Source organism: Frankia sp. CeRuru1 (assembly GCF_977966315.1).
Genome location: NZ_CDWWEW010000085.1, coordinates 1 through 15,148, shown reverse-complemented (window position 1 = coordinate 15,148; position 15,148 = coordinate 1). Strand labels below are relative to the sequence as shown.

General features: G+C 70.1%; 15 protein-coding genes. 10 read left to right on the top strand and 5 right to left on the bottom strand.

Annotation, left to right across the window (positions count from 1 at the left end; translation table 11 throughout):
- The first annotated feature begins 117 nt into the window (after positions 1–117).
- Positions 118–618, top strand: coding sequence for a winged helix-turn-helix domain-containing protein (locus tag AC08OP_RS08950; protein WP_476613769.1), 501 nt, complete (start codon positions 118–120; stop codon positions 616–618).
- Here AC08OP_RS08950 and AC08OP_RS08945 read toward each other — a convergent pair.
- Positions 585–1,244: a 2'-5' RNA ligase family protein gene (locus tag AC08OP_RS08945; protein WP_476613768.1), complete on the bottom strand. Its 660-nt coding sequence runs from the start codon at positions 1,242–1,244 to the stop codon at positions 585–587. The genes AC08OP_RS08950 and AC08OP_RS08945 overlap by 34 nt on opposite strands.
- A 236-nt stretch (positions 1,245–1,480) precedes the next feature.
- On the opposite strand from AC08OP_RS08945, the gene AC08OP_RS08940 reads away from it, so the two are divergent.
- Positions 1,481–2,494, top strand: a complete 1,014-nt coding sequence (locus tag AC08OP_RS08940; protein WP_476613767.1) for a Gfo/Idh/MocA family oxidoreductase — start codon at positions 1,481–1,483, stop codon at positions 2,492–2,494.
- A 36-nt stretch (positions 2,495–2,530) separates the two neighbouring features.
- Here AC08OP_RS08940 and AC08OP_RS08935 read toward each other — a convergent pair whose 3' ends face one another.
- Positions 2,531–2,962, bottom strand: a complete 432-nt coding sequence (locus tag AC08OP_RS08935) for a MarR family transcriptional regulator (protein ID WP_476613766.1) — start codon at positions 2,960–2,962, stop codon at positions 2,531–2,533.
- Between the two features lie 426 nt (positions 2,963–3,388).
- On the opposite strand from AC08OP_RS08935, the gene AC08OP_RS08930 reads away from it, so the two are divergent.
- From AC08OP_RS08930 to AC08OP_RS08920, 3 genes are all read left to right on the top strand, one after another.
- Positions 3,389–5,074 carry a sensor histidine kinase gene (locus tag AC08OP_RS08930; RefSeq protein WP_476613765.1) on the top strand — a complete coding sequence of 562 codons (1,686 nt, stop codon included), beginning with the start codon at positions 3,389–3,391 and terminating at the stop codon, positions 5,072–5,074.
- Positions 5,065–5,754: a response regulator transcription factor gene (locus tag AC08OP_RS08925; RefSeq protein ID WP_476613764.1), complete on the top strand. Its 690-nt coding sequence runs from the start codon at positions 5,065–5,067 to the stop codon at positions 5,752–5,754. The genes AC08OP_RS08930 and AC08OP_RS08925 overlap by 10 nt, the downstream gene beginning before the upstream one ends.
- A 266-nt stretch (positions 5,755–6,020) precedes the next feature.
- On the top strand, positions 6,021–7,388 hold the full coding sequence (locus tag AC08OP_RS08920; RefSeq protein ID WP_476613763.1) for a citrate synthase: 1,368 nt from the start codon (positions 6,021–6,023) through the stop codon (positions 7,386–7,388).
- Between the two features lie 90 nt (positions 7,389–7,478).
- Here AC08OP_RS08920 and serC read toward each other — a convergent pair whose 3' ends face one another.
- Complete coding sequence (serC, locus tag AC08OP_RS08915; protein ID WP_476613762.1) at positions 7,479–8,603, bottom strand: phosphoserine transaminase; 1,125 nt, start codon at positions 8,601–8,603, stop codon at positions 7,479–7,481.
- Positions 8,596–9,705 (bottom strand): citrate synthase 2, encoded by a 1,110-nt coding sequence (locus tag AC08OP_RS08910; protein WP_476613761.1) that lies wholly within the window; start codon positions 9,703–9,705, stop codon positions 8,596–8,598. Before AC08OP_RS08910 ends, serC begins: the two co-directional genes overlap by 8 nt.
- A gap of 421 nt (positions 9,706–10,126) precedes the next feature.
- Here AC08OP_RS08910 and AC08OP_RS08905 point away from each other — a divergent pair, with 421 nt between their 5' ends.
- The 4 genes from AC08OP_RS08905 (at position 10,127) to AC08OP_RS08890 (ending at position 13,362) form a co-directional block, all read left to right on the top strand.
- On the top strand, positions 10,127–10,522 hold the full coding sequence (locus AC08OP_RS08905) for a toll/interleukin-1 receptor domain-containing protein (RefSeq protein ID WP_476613760.1): 396 nt from the start codon (positions 10,127–10,129) through the stop codon (positions 10,520–10,522).
- Between the two features lie 97 nt (positions 10,523–10,619).
- Entirely contained in the window at positions 10,620–11,435 is an 816-nt protein-coding gene (pdxH, locus tag AC08OP_RS08900; RefSeq protein WP_476613759.1) for a pyridoxamine 5'-phosphate oxidase, read from the top strand.
- A gap of 368 nt (positions 11,436–11,803) precedes the next feature.
- The gene (locus AC08OP_RS08895; protein WP_476613758.1) at positions 11,804–12,607 is read left to right on the top strand and encodes a hypothetical protein; all 804 of its coding nucleotides are present in this window, start codon (positions 11,804–11,806) and stop codon (positions 12,605–12,607) included.
- The gene (locus AC08OP_RS08890; RefSeq protein WP_476613757.1) at positions 12,604–13,362 is read left to right on the top strand and encodes a L,D-transpeptidase; all 759 of its coding nucleotides are present in this window, start codon (positions 12,604–12,606) and stop codon (positions 13,360–13,362) included. Before AC08OP_RS08895 ends, AC08OP_RS08890 begins: the two co-directional genes overlap by 4 nt.
- Before the next feature lie 55 nt (positions 13,363–13,417).
- Here the strand turns inward: AC08OP_RS08890 and AC08OP_RS08885 are convergent, their stop codons facing one another.
- Positions 13,418–14,074 carry a UdgX family uracil-DNA binding protein gene (locus AC08OP_RS08885; protein WP_476613756.1) on the bottom strand — a complete coding sequence of 219 codons (657 nt, stop codon included), beginning with the start codon at positions 14,072–14,074 and terminating at the stop codon, positions 13,418–13,420.
- A gap of 348 nt (positions 14,075–14,422) precedes the next feature.
- Here AC08OP_RS08885 and AC08OP_RS08880 point away from each other — a divergent pair.
- The coding region (locus tag AC08OP_RS08880; RefSeq protein WP_476613755.1) for a membrane protein at positions 14,423–15,148 on the top strand (726 nt) is incomplete at its 3' end.

Here is a 15,148-nt window from a genome sequence, read left to right as displayed (position 1 = left end):
CCGTCCAGAACACCCACCGTCCAGAACACCCACCGTCCAGAACGCTGACACGTCGACGGCATCTCGCCGCCCGCCCGATCTTCGGTGACCGAAAGAAACCTGACCGAAAGGCCAGCAATGCCCCCACAGACGACCGTCCTCCCGTACCGGACGCCCCGCACCGCGCCCTCCCGTGCGGCGTCCGTCCCGGCGGCGTCCCTTCCACGACCGTCCCTGCCGAGACCATCCCTGCCCGCGACGGCGCCCGCACACACGCCCGGCGCCGGCCTCCGGACCGGCCAGTGGGAGATCGCGGCGCCGCCCCGGCGCGGGGTGTGGGTCGACCGCACCGCCTGGCTCGCCACCGTTGACGGCCAGGCCCTGCAGCTGACCTACCTGGAGTTCGAGGTACTGGACTTCTTCGTCCGCCATCCCGGGCAGGCGTACAGCCGGGAGGCACTGCTCTGCTCGGTCTGGGGCCATCAGGTCGACGACGAGTCGGCTCCCGACATCCGCACGGTGGATGTCCTGGTGACGCGGCTGCGGCGCAAGCTCGGCCCGGAGCACCGGGACCGCATCGAGACCATCCGCCGCGTGGGCTACCGCTACCGCCCGGCGGATCCCTCGACCGACGGTTGACCGCCGACGAGGTCCCAGACCGTCTCCGCCCGGTAGGTGGGGGATGATCCGGACTCGCCGCCGCCCGAGCTGCTCATCAGGATGAGACGCTCGACGCTCCAGGGCAGCGGTGGGACATCGGCACGCAACAGCTCGACGAGCGGTTGCAGTGCCCGCCCGCGCCCGTTCGGCACCCGGGCGAGCGTCAGATGCGCGCGCAGCGGACGGGTGTCCCGGCCGGCCGCCCCGGCACGCTCGGCGGCCCGCCGGACCCCCACTGCCAGCGCCGTCAGGCGTGGGCTGGCTCGCGAGCCTGCCACGTCACCGGCGGCTGCGGCTGCGGCAATGCCGTCGACGGATGCGTCCGCGGTCACCGGCGGTGGCTGCCGCACCGCGGTCCACAGCACCCGGTCGCCGAACCGTCCGCCACCGACCGTCTCGACGGCGAACGGGCCGTGCCGGCGTGCCACCCGCGCCAGTCTCGCGTCGAGCTCGGCGCGCCGGTCGTCCGGCACTGGCCCGAGGAAGGCGAACGTGACGTGCCACTGGTCCGGCGTGGTCCAGCGCAGATCCGCCGCCGCGGCGCGCGTCCTGTGCACGGCCGCGAGCAGCGCCTCGGCGACCTCGGGGGGTGGGACGGCCGCCACGAACAGTCTGGTCGCCAGCTCAACCTCCCTGGAACGACAACCTCCCTGGAATTACAGGCTCCCTGGAATTACAGGCTCCCTCTCCCTGGGACGACAGTCTCCCTGGGACGAGACGAACAGTGCGGCACGGACCTGCTCCGGGCTCGGATGGCGAGCGCTCGGCCTCCGGTCGATTCTCGGCGACAATCGGGCTGACCGGCGACCCTCGCCACCAGACGGGGAGCACTATCAATGCTGTGACGACGCTCCCCGATCTGGTGCCGCCGCGCGATCCCGCCCTTTCTCAGGCATGGCGGGAGCTGCGGCGCGTCGTGCGCCGGCGGCAGCCGGACCTGCCCCTCGCGATGGCCCTGGTCACCGACGGCTCGGACAGCACCACCGCCGAGGTGCTGCGCGACGCCGGGGTCGACGTCGTCGGTCTCCTCGCCCCGGAACCGCTGGAGTCCCTGGCCTGGGCCGCCGAGGCAGGTGTCCGACGGGCGTACGCAGATCTGCTCACCCTGCTCTCGGACGACATCGAGGCGGTCTGTGTGGAGATGCCGCCGCCCGCGTCCGACATCGTCGCCCGGCAAGCGGCCGAGATCGGCCTGCACGTGCTCCTGGCCGGGCCGGCGACCGTCGAGGCCGAGGCCCTGCGCGCGGTCGCCGACCTCGCCGAGGAGGGTGATCTCGCCCACGTGGTCGCGCTCGACGGGCGGGCCTGGCCGGCCGCCACCCACGTCGCGGCGACCGTTCCCTCCCTGGGCCGGCTCACCCAGATGACCGTGGTGGGCGCGCCGGACGGGCCCGCCGGGCGGGTCGAGATCATCGACCTGGCGACGCGCTGGTGCGGCGAGATCCTCGCGGTCTGCGCCGATCCGGCCGCGATGCCCGCCCCGGCGCTCACCCCGGACGCACCGGTGACGCTGGCCCTGCTGGCGGCGAGCGGCGCGACGGTTCTGATCAACGAGCAGATGGGCGGGGACCTCGGCACCGCCACCCTCACGGTGTGCGGCGACTCCGGACGCATCGTCGTCCAGGGCCGTCTGGTCCGCCGCCAGGACGGCAGCGGCATCCGGGATCTGATGATGCCGACCGTGCCGACCTCCCGGCCGGGGCTGGTGGAGGCCACCTACGACGTGGTGCGCGCCACCGAACTCGACGACGCCCGGCTGGTCCGCGGCGCCACCTTCCACGACCTGCTCACTGCGAACCAGCTGATGGCCGCCGCGCAGACCTCCCATCAGCGGGGCGGTTGGGTGGAGCTCTGAAGGGCGCTTGGAACAATGCTCGGATCGGCGGGCGGCCTACGAGCCGGCAAGCGCGTCCAGGATCGGTGCGGCGCGGTTCAGCGCGGCGATCTCCTCGAGTGAGAGCTCGGCCAGCCGATCGGTCAGCCATTCGTCCCGGCGCCGACGGTCGTCCTCGAGCAGGGCTCGACCCGCCTCGGTCACCTCAGCGATCACCTGACGGCCGTCGGTGGGGTGCGGCCGGCGCTCGACGAGCCCGGTGACGGCCAGCTGCGCGATCACCCGGGTCATCGACGGCGGCTGGACGCGCTCGTGGACGGCGATCTCCCCGAGCGTCATGGGGCCATGCCTCTCCAGCGTAGCAAGCGCGGAAGTCTGCGTGGGGGTGAGCCGGCTCGACCGTTCCTGGCGCATGCGCCGAGAAAGCCGCATCACCGACAGGCGCAGCGCGGACGCGAGTTCGGCCTCACGTGCCGTCTCGGTCTCCATCTCACGACGGTACTCGTTAGCGACACGCAGAAACGAATGACATTCTGGTGAACCGCCGAAAACAGCAGGAGGCGGGTCGGCTACCCCCCAGCGGCAGCCGACCCACCACCACAGGCGGCCTCTCGCGATCTCCGGCCCCCGAAGGCTCGGCCCCCGAAGGTCCGGTCCCCGAGGGACACCGACCCGTTTCTCCCAGCCTCCACCTTCGATGCCACCGCTGGCTTCGGGGGCAGCTCCAGAGTTCTTCGGGGGGTTGCCGCCGGGAGAGTAGGGGGGAACCCTCGAAACCCCCAGTCGTCATGTGCGACGCTTGTTCGGTGAGATTCCGGCTACATATGGTGGATTGAGGTGCCTCATCCGCGTGTACCCCGCCGACTGGCCGCCTGCGCCGCCCGCCACCGCTCATGGTGCTTCAGCATCGGGGGTATGGCCACCACGGCCGGAACGGTCGCCTGCCAGTGGCCGGCATTCTCCGACAACCCGGTGGCGGCGGGCATCAACGTCTCGGTGGCGCTCGCCTTCGTCCTCACCGGAGTGCTGCTGAACGGCGAGGACGCGTTGGGCAGCGCCACCGGAGCCATGATCTTCAGTGGTCTGCTGTGGGCACTGACCTGGACCGTGGCATGGGACAAGGGTCCGTCGGCTTTCATCTCCACGTTCGCCTACACGCATTTCTGGGTCTGTCTCGGCTGGGGCGCGCTGCGATATCCGGTCGGGCGATTGCAGAGCAACCGCGAGCGCGCCCTGCTGGCAAGCGCCGTCCTCGTCATCCCGGTGGCGAACCTGGGACTGGTCGGCATCTCCGACCCGACCTGGCTCGGATATTCCCGAAATGTCTGGTGGTATGGCTCGCCGATCGACCGGGATGTCTTCGAGGAGATCATCTGGGTCCTCAACAGCCTGACCCTCGTGCTGGCCGCGGCCTTTTTTTGGGTTGTCCGCGCGCGGCTGCGCCGCTACTCCGCGCTCGACCGCCGGATCTTCGGACCGGTCGCCATCGCACTGCTGGTCGCGTTCACCCTCGCCGCCACGGTCAACATCTTCGTCTACAACCCCAGCGGAGCCTACGTCCCCCCGGCCTTCATCCTCATCGCGCTCGCGCTGCTGACCATCCCCCTGTCCTTCGCCGCGGCGGGCGTACGCCGCCAGCTCGCCCGCGCCCGCATCGCACAGCTCCTGGCGACGCTGCCGATGCCGCCGACGGTCCCGGCCGTACGAGACATCTTGCGTACGGCTCTGCACGACGACTCCGCCGAGCTCTTCCTGTGGATGCCGCAGGAGCGGCGGCACGTCGACGCCGAAGGCGCCACGGCCACCCCGCCCCGCCCCGGAGCCAGCCGGCTGCTCGTGCCGGTGACGACCTCGTCGGGCGCGCCACTGGCGCTGATCTCCGCCGCCGCCGCCCAGGAGCGCAACCGCGACCTGGTCACGGTCGCCCTGCAGGCCAGCGCCATGGCGCTGGAGAACGCCCGGCTGCACGCCGCCGTGGCCGCGCAGCTGGACGCCGTGCGCGCCTCCCGGGCCCGCATCGTGGAGGTCGGCCTGATCGAACGGCGCCGCCTCGAGCGCGATCTGCACGACGGCGTCCAGCAACGGCTGCTGGCCCTCGCCACCAGACTGGGACTCGCCCGGACAAAGACCTCCGACCCCGATACGATCTCTGCCATCGAAGCCGCTCGCGAGGATCTGCATCATGCTCTCCAGGACCTGCGCAGTCTGGCCCGGGGAATCCACCCGGCCATGCTGAGTCAGGGTGGGCTGCTCCCAGCCCTGGAGGTGGTGGTCGAGCCCCTCCCCATCAAGGTCGAGTTCGACATCCCGACCGTCCGGTTCGAGCCGATCCTGGAGGCCGGCGCCTACTACACGATCTGCGAGGCGCTGACGAACACGGTCAAACACGCCGGGGCGGCCCAGGTCCGGGTGACGGTCCGGTGCGTGGACGACGGCATCCTGATCGAGGTCACCGATGACGGTAAGGGCGGTGCCGTCGTGGTCGAGGGTGGCGGGCTCGCGGGTCTCGCGGACCGGGTACGCGCGCTCGGCGGCGACCTGAGCATCCTCAGCCCGTCCGGCGGCGGCACCCGACTGACGGCGAGCATCCCGTGCGGGTAGCCGTCGCGGATGACTCAGTACTGTTCCGCGAGGGGCTGGCCATGCTGCTGGCCGCCGCGGGAGTCGAGGTCGTCGCGCAGGCCGGGACCGCGGACGAGATCATCGACCAGCTCGCCTGCGGCCGGCCCGACGCCGTCATCCTGGACATCCGGATGCCTCCGACGTTCACCGACGAAGGGCTGATAGCGGCCGAGGCGATACGTGCGGCCCATCCCGCGATGGGCGTCTTGGTGCTGTCCACGTACGCCGAGACGCCATACGCGCTGCGGCTGCTGGGCGACGGGGGCGGCGGCATCGGATATCTGCTCAAGGACCGGGTGGATGACATCACCGCGCTGCACGACGCGTTACGCAGGGTGGTCAGCGGTCGGCTCGTCGTCGACGAGGAGATCATCGCCGGCCTGTTGACCCATCGCCGGCGGGCCGGCGAACTGGAACGCCTCACCGCCAGGGAGCGGGCCGTGCTCCGGCACATGGCCGAGGGGCGATCGAACCAGGGCATCGGCGCCAAGCTCCATCTGGCGCCGAAGACCGTCGAGAACCACGTAGCCAACGTCTTCACGAAGCTACGGATGCCGGCCTCCGCGGACGACAACCGTCGGGTACTGGCCGTGCTGGCCTGGCTCCGAGCCACCGGTGGCGAGGCCGGCGGCGAGGACCACTCCTCGCTCTCCGAGTAGCGGTCCACCCGGTTGGGCGAGCCGCAGTGACCATCGAAGCGTGATTCCACCCCCGAGCGCAGCCACGGGAGACTCTGTCCCACCGGGGTGGCGCAGCCCACGTGGGACGGAGCCCCCCGATCACGGGCATGTGCAGGCACGAACGGCCAAACTTGGGAACAACCATGTGAGCCAGCGAACCGGCGTGAGCGCTCCGTACCCGGACGCGCGCCCCGACTTGGGCCAGTGCCGTCATTGCGGCACCGCCACAGCGAGAGGAGCCCGGCGTGTCCGAGCAGGTCAGCACACTGACCGTCACCGACAACCGCACCGGAAAAACATATGAGATACCGGTTACGGACGGCGCGGTACGTGCGAGTGCGTTTCGCTCGATCAAAACGAGCGACGACGACTTCGGGCTGATGACGTACGACCCCGCCTTCACGAACACGGCGAGCTGTAGAAGTGCGATCACCTACATCGACGGTGACGCCGGCATCCTGCGCTACCGCGGCTATCCGATTCAGGAGCTGGCGGAGAAGAGCAGTTTCCTCGAGGTCGCCTACCTGCTCCTCGCCGGCGAGCTTCCCTCCGCCGAGGAGCTGTCGACCTGGGAAGACGAGATCACCCATCACACCCTGGTCCACGAGTCGATCAAGAAGTTCATCGACGGCTTCCACCACGACGCGCACCCGATGGGCATGCTGGTCTCCACGGTGGGTGCGCTGTCGACCTTCTACCCGGACGCCAAGACGATCGACGACCCGGGGCTGCGCCGGCTGCAGATCGTCCGCCTGATCGCCAAGATCACGACATTGGCGGCGTTCTCCTACCGGCACTCGGTCGGTTTCCCGTACGTCTACCCGGACAACGACCTGTCCTACGCCGGCAACTTCCTCAACATGATGTGGAAGGCCACCGAGCTCAAGTACGAGCCGGACCCCAACCTGGAGCACGCCCTCGACGTGCTGTTCATCCTGCACGCCGACCACGAGCAGAACTGCTCGGCCAACGCGATGCGCGCGGTCGGCAGCTCGCAGGCGGACCCGTTCTCGGCGGCCGCCGCCGCGATCTCCGCGCTCTACGGTCCGCTGCACGGTGGCGCCAACGAGCAGGTGCTGCGGATGCTCTCGGAGATCGGGTCGGTCGAGAACATCCCCGCCTTCATCGCCCAGGTGAAGGACGGCAAGAAAAAGCTGATGGGCTTCGGCCACCGGGTCTACAAGAACTACGACCCGCGGGCCCGGGTGATCCGTCAGGTCGCCGACGAGGTCTTCAAGGTCACCGGCACGAACCCGTTCCTCGACCTGGCCATGGAGCTGGAGCGGATCGCGCTGGAGGACGAGTACTTCGTCGCGCGCAAGCTCTACCCGAACGTCGACTTCTACACCGGCATCATCTACCAGGCGATGGGCTTCCCGGTGGAGATGTTCCCGGTGCTGTTCGCCATCGGCCGGATGCCGGGATGGCTGGCACAGTGGGAAGAGGGCCTGCTCGACCCCGAGCAGAAGATCGCCCGACCGCGCCAGCTGTACATCGGCTACGACCAGCGGCCATATGTCCCGATCGACGACCGTAGCGGGGTCGTGGACAGCGGGACCGACCCGATCGCGGCCCAGGCGGCCCAGGCGGCACCGGAGCGCCCGCTGCGCTGACCGGCCGCAGCCCCCCCCCCACCGGGGCCGCGGTGTCTCCCGCGGCCCCGGCCCTTGTGGTTGCCGGCGGCTCCCGCCGGTTCCCGGCGCCTACAGGTGCTCGACCACGTAGTCGATGCTCGCGGTGAGCGCCTCGACGTCGGCCGGCTCGACCGCCGGGAAGCAGGCCACCCGCAGCTGGTTGCGGCCGAGCTTGCGGTAGGGCTCGACGTCGACGACACCGTTTGCGCGCAGCACCTTGGCCACCGCGGCGGCGTCCACCCCCTCGAAGTCGACCGTCACGACGACCTGCGAACGCGCGGCCGGGTCGGCGACGAACGGTGTCGCGTAGGAAGTCTTCTCGGCCCAGGTGTAGAGGATGGACGACGATTCCGCGGTCCTCCGCACGCACCAGTCCAGCCCGCCCTGGGCGAGCATCCACTCGATCTGGTCGGCGAACAGGAACAGCGTCGCGACCGCCGGGGTGTTGTAGGTCTGGTCCTTGGAGCTGTTGTCCCGGGCCGTGGTGAGATCGAGGAACGGCGGGATCCACCGGTCCGCCGCGGCAATCTCGGCGAGCCGGTCGATCGCCGCCGGGGACACGAGCGCCGTCCACAGGCCGCCGTCGGAGGCAAAGCTCTTCTGCGGCGCGAAGTAGTAGACGTCCACCTCGCGCACATCGACCGGCAGCCCGCCGGCTCCCGAGGTGGCGTCGACCAGGTGCAGGGCGCCGTCGTCCGCACCCACCGGCCGGCGGACCGGACGGGCGACACCCGTCGAGGTCTCGTTGTGCGGGGTGGCGTAGACGTCGATGCCCGCCTCCGGCGCCCAGTCCGGATGCGTACCCGGCGGCGAGGAGATCACCGACGGCGCGGCCAGGAACGGCGCGCCCTTCGTCGTGTCGGCGAACTTGCCCCCGAACTCGCCGAAGACGAGGTGCTGGGAGCGGGTCCGGACGAGGTTGAAGGCGGCCGCGTCCCAGAAGGCGGTGGCACCGCCGATCCCGAGCACGACCTCGTAGCCCTCGGGCAGGGAGAACAGCTCGGACAGGCCTGCCCGCACCCGGCAGACCAGGCTCTTGACCGGCTTCTGCCGGTGCGAGGTGCCGAGGTAGGTCGCCCCGCTCGCGGCGAGGGCCTCGACCGCCTCAGGACGGATCTTCGACGGGCCACAGCCGAACCGGCCGTCCCGGGGACGCAGCCGGTCGGGCAGCACGATCGCGGGAGCGTCAGCCACGGCTGACCCCCGGCAGGACGTCACCGAGCGGGCGCGGAGCGGGGCCCACGTACCGCGCGGACGGGCGGATCAGCCGCCCGGTGCGTTGTTGTTCCAGGATGTGGGCACTCCAGCCGGCGGTGCGGGCACAGGTGAACATGGACGTGAACATATGGGCCGGCACCTCGGCGAAGTCCAGCACCACCGCCGACCAGAACTCGACGTTGGTCCGCAGCGGGCGATCCGGGAACCGGTTGGCCAGCTCCTCGATCGCGGCGGCCTCCAACGCCTCCGCCACCTCGTAGCGGGTCGAGCCCAGGTCACGAGCGGTCCGGCGCAGCACCCGGGCCCGCGGGTCCTCGGCGCGGTACACCCGGTGCCCGAAGCCCATCAGGCGCTCCTTACGGTCCAGGGCACGGCGGACGTAGCCGAGGGGGTCGCCGGTGCGCTCGACCTCGTCGAGCATCGCGAGCACCCGGGACGGAGCACCGCCGTGCAGCGGACCGGACAGCGCACCGACGGCGGCCGACAGCGCCGCCGAGACGTCCGCGCCGGTCGAGGCGACCACCCGGGCGGTGAACGTCGAGGCGTTCATGCCGTGCTCGGCGGCCGAGACCCAGTAGGCGTCCACGGCCTGGACGTGCCTGGGATCCGGCTCACCACGCCAACGGATCATGAACCGCTCGGTTATCGTCCGGGCCCGGTCAACCTCCTTCTGCGGCACCGCCGGCTGACCGAGGCCCCGCGCGGACTGGGCGACGAACGACAACGCCACGACCGACGCCCGGGCAAGATCGTCCCGTGCCTGCTCCGGGGTGATGTCGATCAGCTGGCCCAGGCCCCAGTAGGGCGCGAGCATCGCGAGCGCGCTCTGCACGTCCACCCGGATGTCACCGGAGTGCACCGGGACCGGAAAGGGCTCGGCCGGCGGCAGTCCGGGCTCGAACGCCCCGTCGACCAGCAGCCCCCAGACGTGGCCGTAGTCGACCTTGCCAACAAGGTCTTCGATGTCGACGCCGCGGTAACGCAGCGCGCTACCTTCCCTGTCCGGCTCGGCGATCTCCGTCTCGAAGGCGATCACACCTTCCAGCCCGGGCTTGAAATCGCTTGTTTTCTCGGCCATCGAGTCCGGATCTCCGCTTCTGTCTCTTGGTCCCACCGGTTCTGTCTCTATGGTCCCGCCGGCGGCCCGTCCGCGTCCTGCCCCGTCGGTGCTGCTTCGTCGGTGCTGCTTCGTGGGTGCTGCTCCATCCGATCCTGCCGCGAGGCATCCCACCGCGCCAGGGCGCAGGTGCCCCGCGATGCTCCATCCAACCCCGATCTGGAACCGACCGCGCACAGACCGATGCACTGGGCAACGCGAAACCCATAAAATATGACGTAAGTCACAGCGGCTTTTCCATCATATTACTATTTATACGAATATGCCGAGAGCGGTGAACGGAAAGTTTGGTCAACTGAGATCATTCCGCGCTACGGTCGGGCCTCGTGCCTGGAACGCCTGACCGGCGGCAGTCACGCAGCGCGAACACGACGGGAGGATCATGGCGTTCGTCTTCATCAGTCATCGCGCGGCGGACATCGCATCCGCCGAACGGTTGGGCCGGGCGATCAGCGCGGCGGGGCACGCGGTGCACCTGGACCGTTGGGAGATACGCATCGGCGACACCGTGTCCATGTTCATGAATGAGACGCTCGCCGCCGCCGACTTTCTCGTGCTCGGATACTCCACGTTGGGAATCCACGCGCCGTGGATCGTCCAGGAATGGCTACCCGCACTGGCCGATGATCTCGCCGCCCGCGGTATCACCCTGGTACCAGCATTGCTGTCGGGGTCGTCGGGCGGCGACGCGCCATATCGGCTGGCTGGCCGGCGGTGCACCGACCTTACGGTTCGCTGGGACCTCGGCGTCCACGAGCTCCTGACCGAGCTCTCCTGACCGAGCTCTCCTGACCAGGACGACGGACCCTGGCCCGGCGGGATCACCCTCGGGGCCGTCCCGCTGGCGCGCGCGGCCTGCCTGGCAGGATCGGGGCGTGGCCCCAGCCTCCGCTGCCGACGAGCCGCCGGTGGGCGGTCCGGATCCGGACGTCCCCGATCCGGACGTCCCCGATCCCGCCCTGCTCCGCCAGGGCTACCGCACCGGTCATCTGGAGCCGGAGCATCTCGCGCCGACCTGGGTCGAACAGTTCGCCGCCTGGTTCACCGACGCAGCCACCCCCGGGGTAGGCGTTCCGGAGGCCAACGCGGCCGTGTTCGCGACGGCATCCGCCGCCGGGCGGCCCAGTGCCAGGACCGTGCTGCTCAAGGGGTTCGACCAGCGGGGCTTTGTGATCTACACGAACTACACCTCGCGCAAGGGCCGTGAGGCTGCCGAGAACCCCTTCGGCTCGCTGGTCTTCCCCTGGTACGCCCTCGAGCGCCAGGTCGTCGTCATCGGATCGATCGAGCGCGTGAGCCGGGCCGAGACGGAACGCTACTTCCAGTCGCGTCCGCGTGGTTCGCAGCTCGGTGCCTGGGCCAGCCACCAGTCGACGATCATCGAGTCCCGTACGGTGCTCGACGACCGCGCCGCCAAGCTCGCGGCCCGTTGGCCCGAGGGCACCCGGGTGCCGACACCGGAGTTCTGGGGTGGGTTACGCATCGTGCCGGACATCGTGGAGTTCTGGCAGGGCCGCGCGGACCGGCTGCACGACCGGCTGCGGTACCGGCGGGTGTCGGTACCGGCCGACGGCGACGGCACGGACTCCGTCGCCGGCACGGACACCGCCGGTGTCCGTGCCGGCGATGCGGGCGCCGGCGTCCCGACCGCGGCCGGAGATCTCTGGGTCATCGAACGCCTCGCCCCTTGACCGTCACGCCCCCTGACCATCACGGCAATCGCGCATCCGCCGGCCGGAGACACACCCGGAGACACCTTATTGACTCGGCCCGGCTTAGCGGTCTTCACTGACGTCCGTTCGCCGCTCGCTGTTCATCGTTGAACCCATCGGATCCGCACTGAACGTGCCGGAACGATACTGAACGTACCGGGCCGGTGCTGAACGTGCCGGACTCGACGGACCCCATCGGACAACCACGAAACCGCGGCCGCGCCACCCAACAGTTCCGCTACGCCGGACCCGGCCTCCCGGGGACGAACGGCGCGTTGCTACCTTCTTGGCTGCAATCGCTCCTGCCCGCAATCAACGTGCTCGGCACACGTCGAGGAGACGGATTTATGCGTATCACCAGAATGCGTGCCGCGGTGGCCGGCGTTCTCGGCACGGCGACCATCGCACTGGCCTCCCCGGCGCTCGCCGAAACTCCGGAACCGTCGCCCACGGCCACAGCCACGGCCACGGCCACGGCCGTCACCCAGCCGAGCCCGTCCCCCCTCGTCTCCGACGCCCCGACGGCGACACCGAAGACAGAGCCGTTGGCCGGCGTGGACCCGGCGGTCGGGCCGACCGGGTCGGCCGGCCCGACCGCCACTCCGAGCCTCAATCCGAGCGCCACGCCGAGTGCCACGCCCACCGACGCCGCGGCCCTGATTCCGGGCGCGACGGCGGGCGCGACGTCCTCCGCGAGCCCGACCAACGGCACCGGCAACCCGACACTCGACGGTTTCCTCGACCTGCTGCCCTTCGAGGTCCCGCTGGACAAGCAGATCAACAGCATCGACGACATGGACGTCAACCCGTTGTTCCTCACCTTCACCTGCGACGGCTCCGTCCCCTCCTGGAAATTGAAGAACACCGCGGACAAGGCCTTTGGATTCGGCTGGTTCGACACCAGCCTGCACGGCGGAATTCTGGACATCGGGCCGAAGCAGACCGTTGACGTCCCCTCGAAGGCGCTCGCGGTAATCGGCTCCCCCTGGGACGCCAAGACCAAGGTTCTGCTCGTGACCGTGCCGACGGTCGGTGTCTCCAACTGCACGGGCGGGTCGGCCCCGCCGCCGCTCGCACCGCCCGCTCCGCTACCCGTCGCGGTGCCCGCCGCCACGAGCGCCGTCCCGGCCGATCCGCACTACACGCGATGAGCTCCGGACCTGGTCCCAGGATGGCCGCGGGCGCCCTCGCGGCCATCCTGGGTGGCGTCGTGCTGACCAGCTGCGGCGACGGCGCCAGGAACGCCTCCACCGATCTCTCCCCGCAGGTGCGCAACCAGCTCGCCGCCGTCGCCGGGCTCGGCCAGGGAAAGAGCACCGTGGTCACGGCCGTGGGTGCCAGCGTCGACGTCTACAGCGCCCCGACCGACACCCAACCCTCCTCCACGCTGGCCAGCCCGAATGAGAACGGCGTCAAGCGGGTCTTCCTCGTCCAGGCCAAGCTGTCGGGATGGTGGCAGGTACTGCTGCCGGTGCAGCCGAACGGCAGCACCGGCTGGTTGAAGGCGGACCAGGTCACCGCGTCCGAGACGTCGTACCGGCTGGTTGTCTCCCGCGGCAGGCACCGACTCCATGTGTTCAGCAACGGGACGCAGATCGCCGAGGAGCCGGTGGGGATCGGCACCGCCGACACCCCGACGCCGGGCGGGCGCTTCTATCTCATGGAGCTGCTCAAGCCGCGTGACCCGAACGGTCCGTACGGGCCGTATGCCTTCGGGCTTAACGGCTTCTCGACATCACTCAGCTCGTTCGGCGGCCACAAGCCGGTCATCGGCATGCACGGGACGAACGAACCAAAGCTCATCGGCAAGGACGTCAGCCACGGATGCATCCGCCTGAGCAACGACGCGATCACCAGACTCGCCCAAACCGTTCCCCTCGGTACACCGATCGACATCATCGCCTAGAAGAAGATCGGTAACGAGGCCCTTCCCGGCGGAGGATCGCCGGGGCCCGGGTGGGCTATGCATCCACCGAGGCGGACGGGCCCATGGCGGGACGGGCCGCCACGGCGATCCGCAGATCGTCGACGAATCCGGCGTAGACCTCGTCACGGTGGGCGGGATCTGCCCGTAGCACCGCACTGGGATGCAGCGTGGCGAGCAGCTGAGCCCCGGAGCCGGCCGGCCCGGGGAGCAGCCGGCCACGCATCTTCGTCACCCGGAACGACGGTCCGAGCAGCGACATACCGGCCGTAGCCCCCAGGATCACGACGATCGCCGGCCGAACGAGGTTGAGCTCCGCGGATAGCCAGGGACGGCACGCGGTGACATGCCGCAGGTCCGGGGTCTGGTGGATCCGCCGCGGGCCGTTGCCGGTGCGATACCGGAAGTGCTTGACGGCGTTCGTCATGTACACCTCGGCACGGTCGAGTCCCACCTCGCCGAGGGCCCGGTCGAGCAGCTTGCCGGCGGGGCCCACGAACGGCACACCCCGCCGGTCCTCGATGTCGCCCGGCTGCTCGCCGACGAGGGCGAGCCAGCCGTGCGCGGGGCCGACCCCGAAGACCGTGCGGGTGCCGGGCAGCTGCGCGAGGTCGCATCCCTGGCAGTCGGCGGCCGCCGCCGCCAGGGCCGGCAGGTCCGCCCGTGGTGGTCTGTGTACGGGCTGCATGCTCATCCACCGATTCAACCGGACGGGCCCTCGCCCGTCCGCACGAGCCGCACGAGCCCTGGGAGACCCGGCGTGCCGGGACCCCGGTGCCGGGGGTGCGGGGCGATGCGTGGTACAGGGCGATGCGTGGTACGCGGAGATGCGTGGCGCGCCGTGCGTGAGCTGCCCTCCACATCCCACGCCGACGCGACCACCTCCGGCGGAGCCCGTCACTTCTCCGCCGGTCTTCGAGCGGGGGATCCTGCCCACGCATCCCCCTGCCCAGGATCAAGGATGGCCAATCCACGGGACCACCCCGCAAAATAGCGGCGTGTCATCATTCAACTACAAAGCGTTTGCTGTTGTGCTGTACGGGTGACGCTTGCCGTGGAGTGGGATCGGGGCTTCTCCGACGCATGGTCGCAAATCGTCGCGACAGCTCCGACAGTAGGCCTCTTCCTCGCGATCTGTCTGCTCGGTTGGCTGTTGGTCCGGGCGGGTACGCGCCTCATCACCCGGTTCACCGAACGCGCCGGCCTGGATCGGATCATCGATCGCGCCGGCCTGCCGCGGCTACTGCACCAGCCGGCCCAGAGCGTGCGTGCGGGCGGGCTCCGGGTGCTCATGGGCATCGGCCTGCTCGGCGTGCTGCGGATCGCGCTGGGGGTCTTCGGACCGAACACGGCCGAGGACACCGTAACCGATCTACTCGCTCTGCTGCTCCGCACCCTGCTCGCGACGCTGGTCATCATGATCGGGGTCGGCCTCGCCCGGGTCGTCCGGACCTTCGTCACGGAGGCACTACGCGACCTCGCGTACGGACAGGCGGCCGGCAACATCGTGGCCACCGTGCTCGTAGTCGCCTTCGGCAAAACGGGGTTGGACGAGGTGGGACTCGCGACGTCGGTCACCACACCGGTCCTCTGGGCGATCCTGGCCTCCCTCACCGGTGTGATCGTCGTCGGCGTGGGAGGCGGCCTCATTCGGCCCATGCAGATCCGATGGGAGGAGATCCTCGAACACGTCGAGGACACCGCCGCCGAGGCTCGGGCGAAGTGGCACGATCGCCGCCCCACCACCTCCCCGGCACACGCGCCGGAA

Coding starts and splice junctions, on each gene's coding strand:
- AC08OP_RS08895 (WP_476613758.1), top strand. CDS start 11,804: ATGCGTATCACCAGAATGCGTGCCGCGGTGGCCGGCGTTCTCGGCACG.
- AC08OP_RS08905 (WP_476613760.1), top strand. CDS start 10,127: ATGGCGTTCGTCTTCATCAGTCATCGCGCGGCGGACATCGCATCCGCC.
- AC08OP_RS08950 (WP_476613769.1), top strand. CDS start 118: ATGCCCCCACAGACGACCGTCCTCCCGTACCGGACGCCCCGCACCGCG.
- AC08OP_RS08885 (WP_476613756.1), bottom strand. CDS start 14,074: ATGAGCATGCAGCCCGTACACAGACCACCACGGGCGGACCTGCCGGCC.
- AC08OP_RS08910 (WP_476613761.1), bottom strand. CDS start 9,705: ATGGCCGAGAAAACAAGCGATTTCAAGCCCGGGCTGGAAGGTGTGATC.
- AC08OP_RS08890 (WP_476613757.1), top strand. CDS start 12,604: ATGAGCTCCGGACCTGGTCCCAGGATGGCCGCGGGCGCCCTCGCGGCC.
- AC08OP_RS08930 (WP_476613765.1), top strand. CDS start 3,389: ATGGCCACCACGGCCGGAACGGTCGCCTGCCAGTGGCCGGCATTCTCC.
- AC08OP_RS08935 (WP_476613766.1), bottom strand. CDS start 2,962: ATGGAGACCGAGACGGCACGTGAGGCCGAACTCGCGTCCGCGCTGCGC.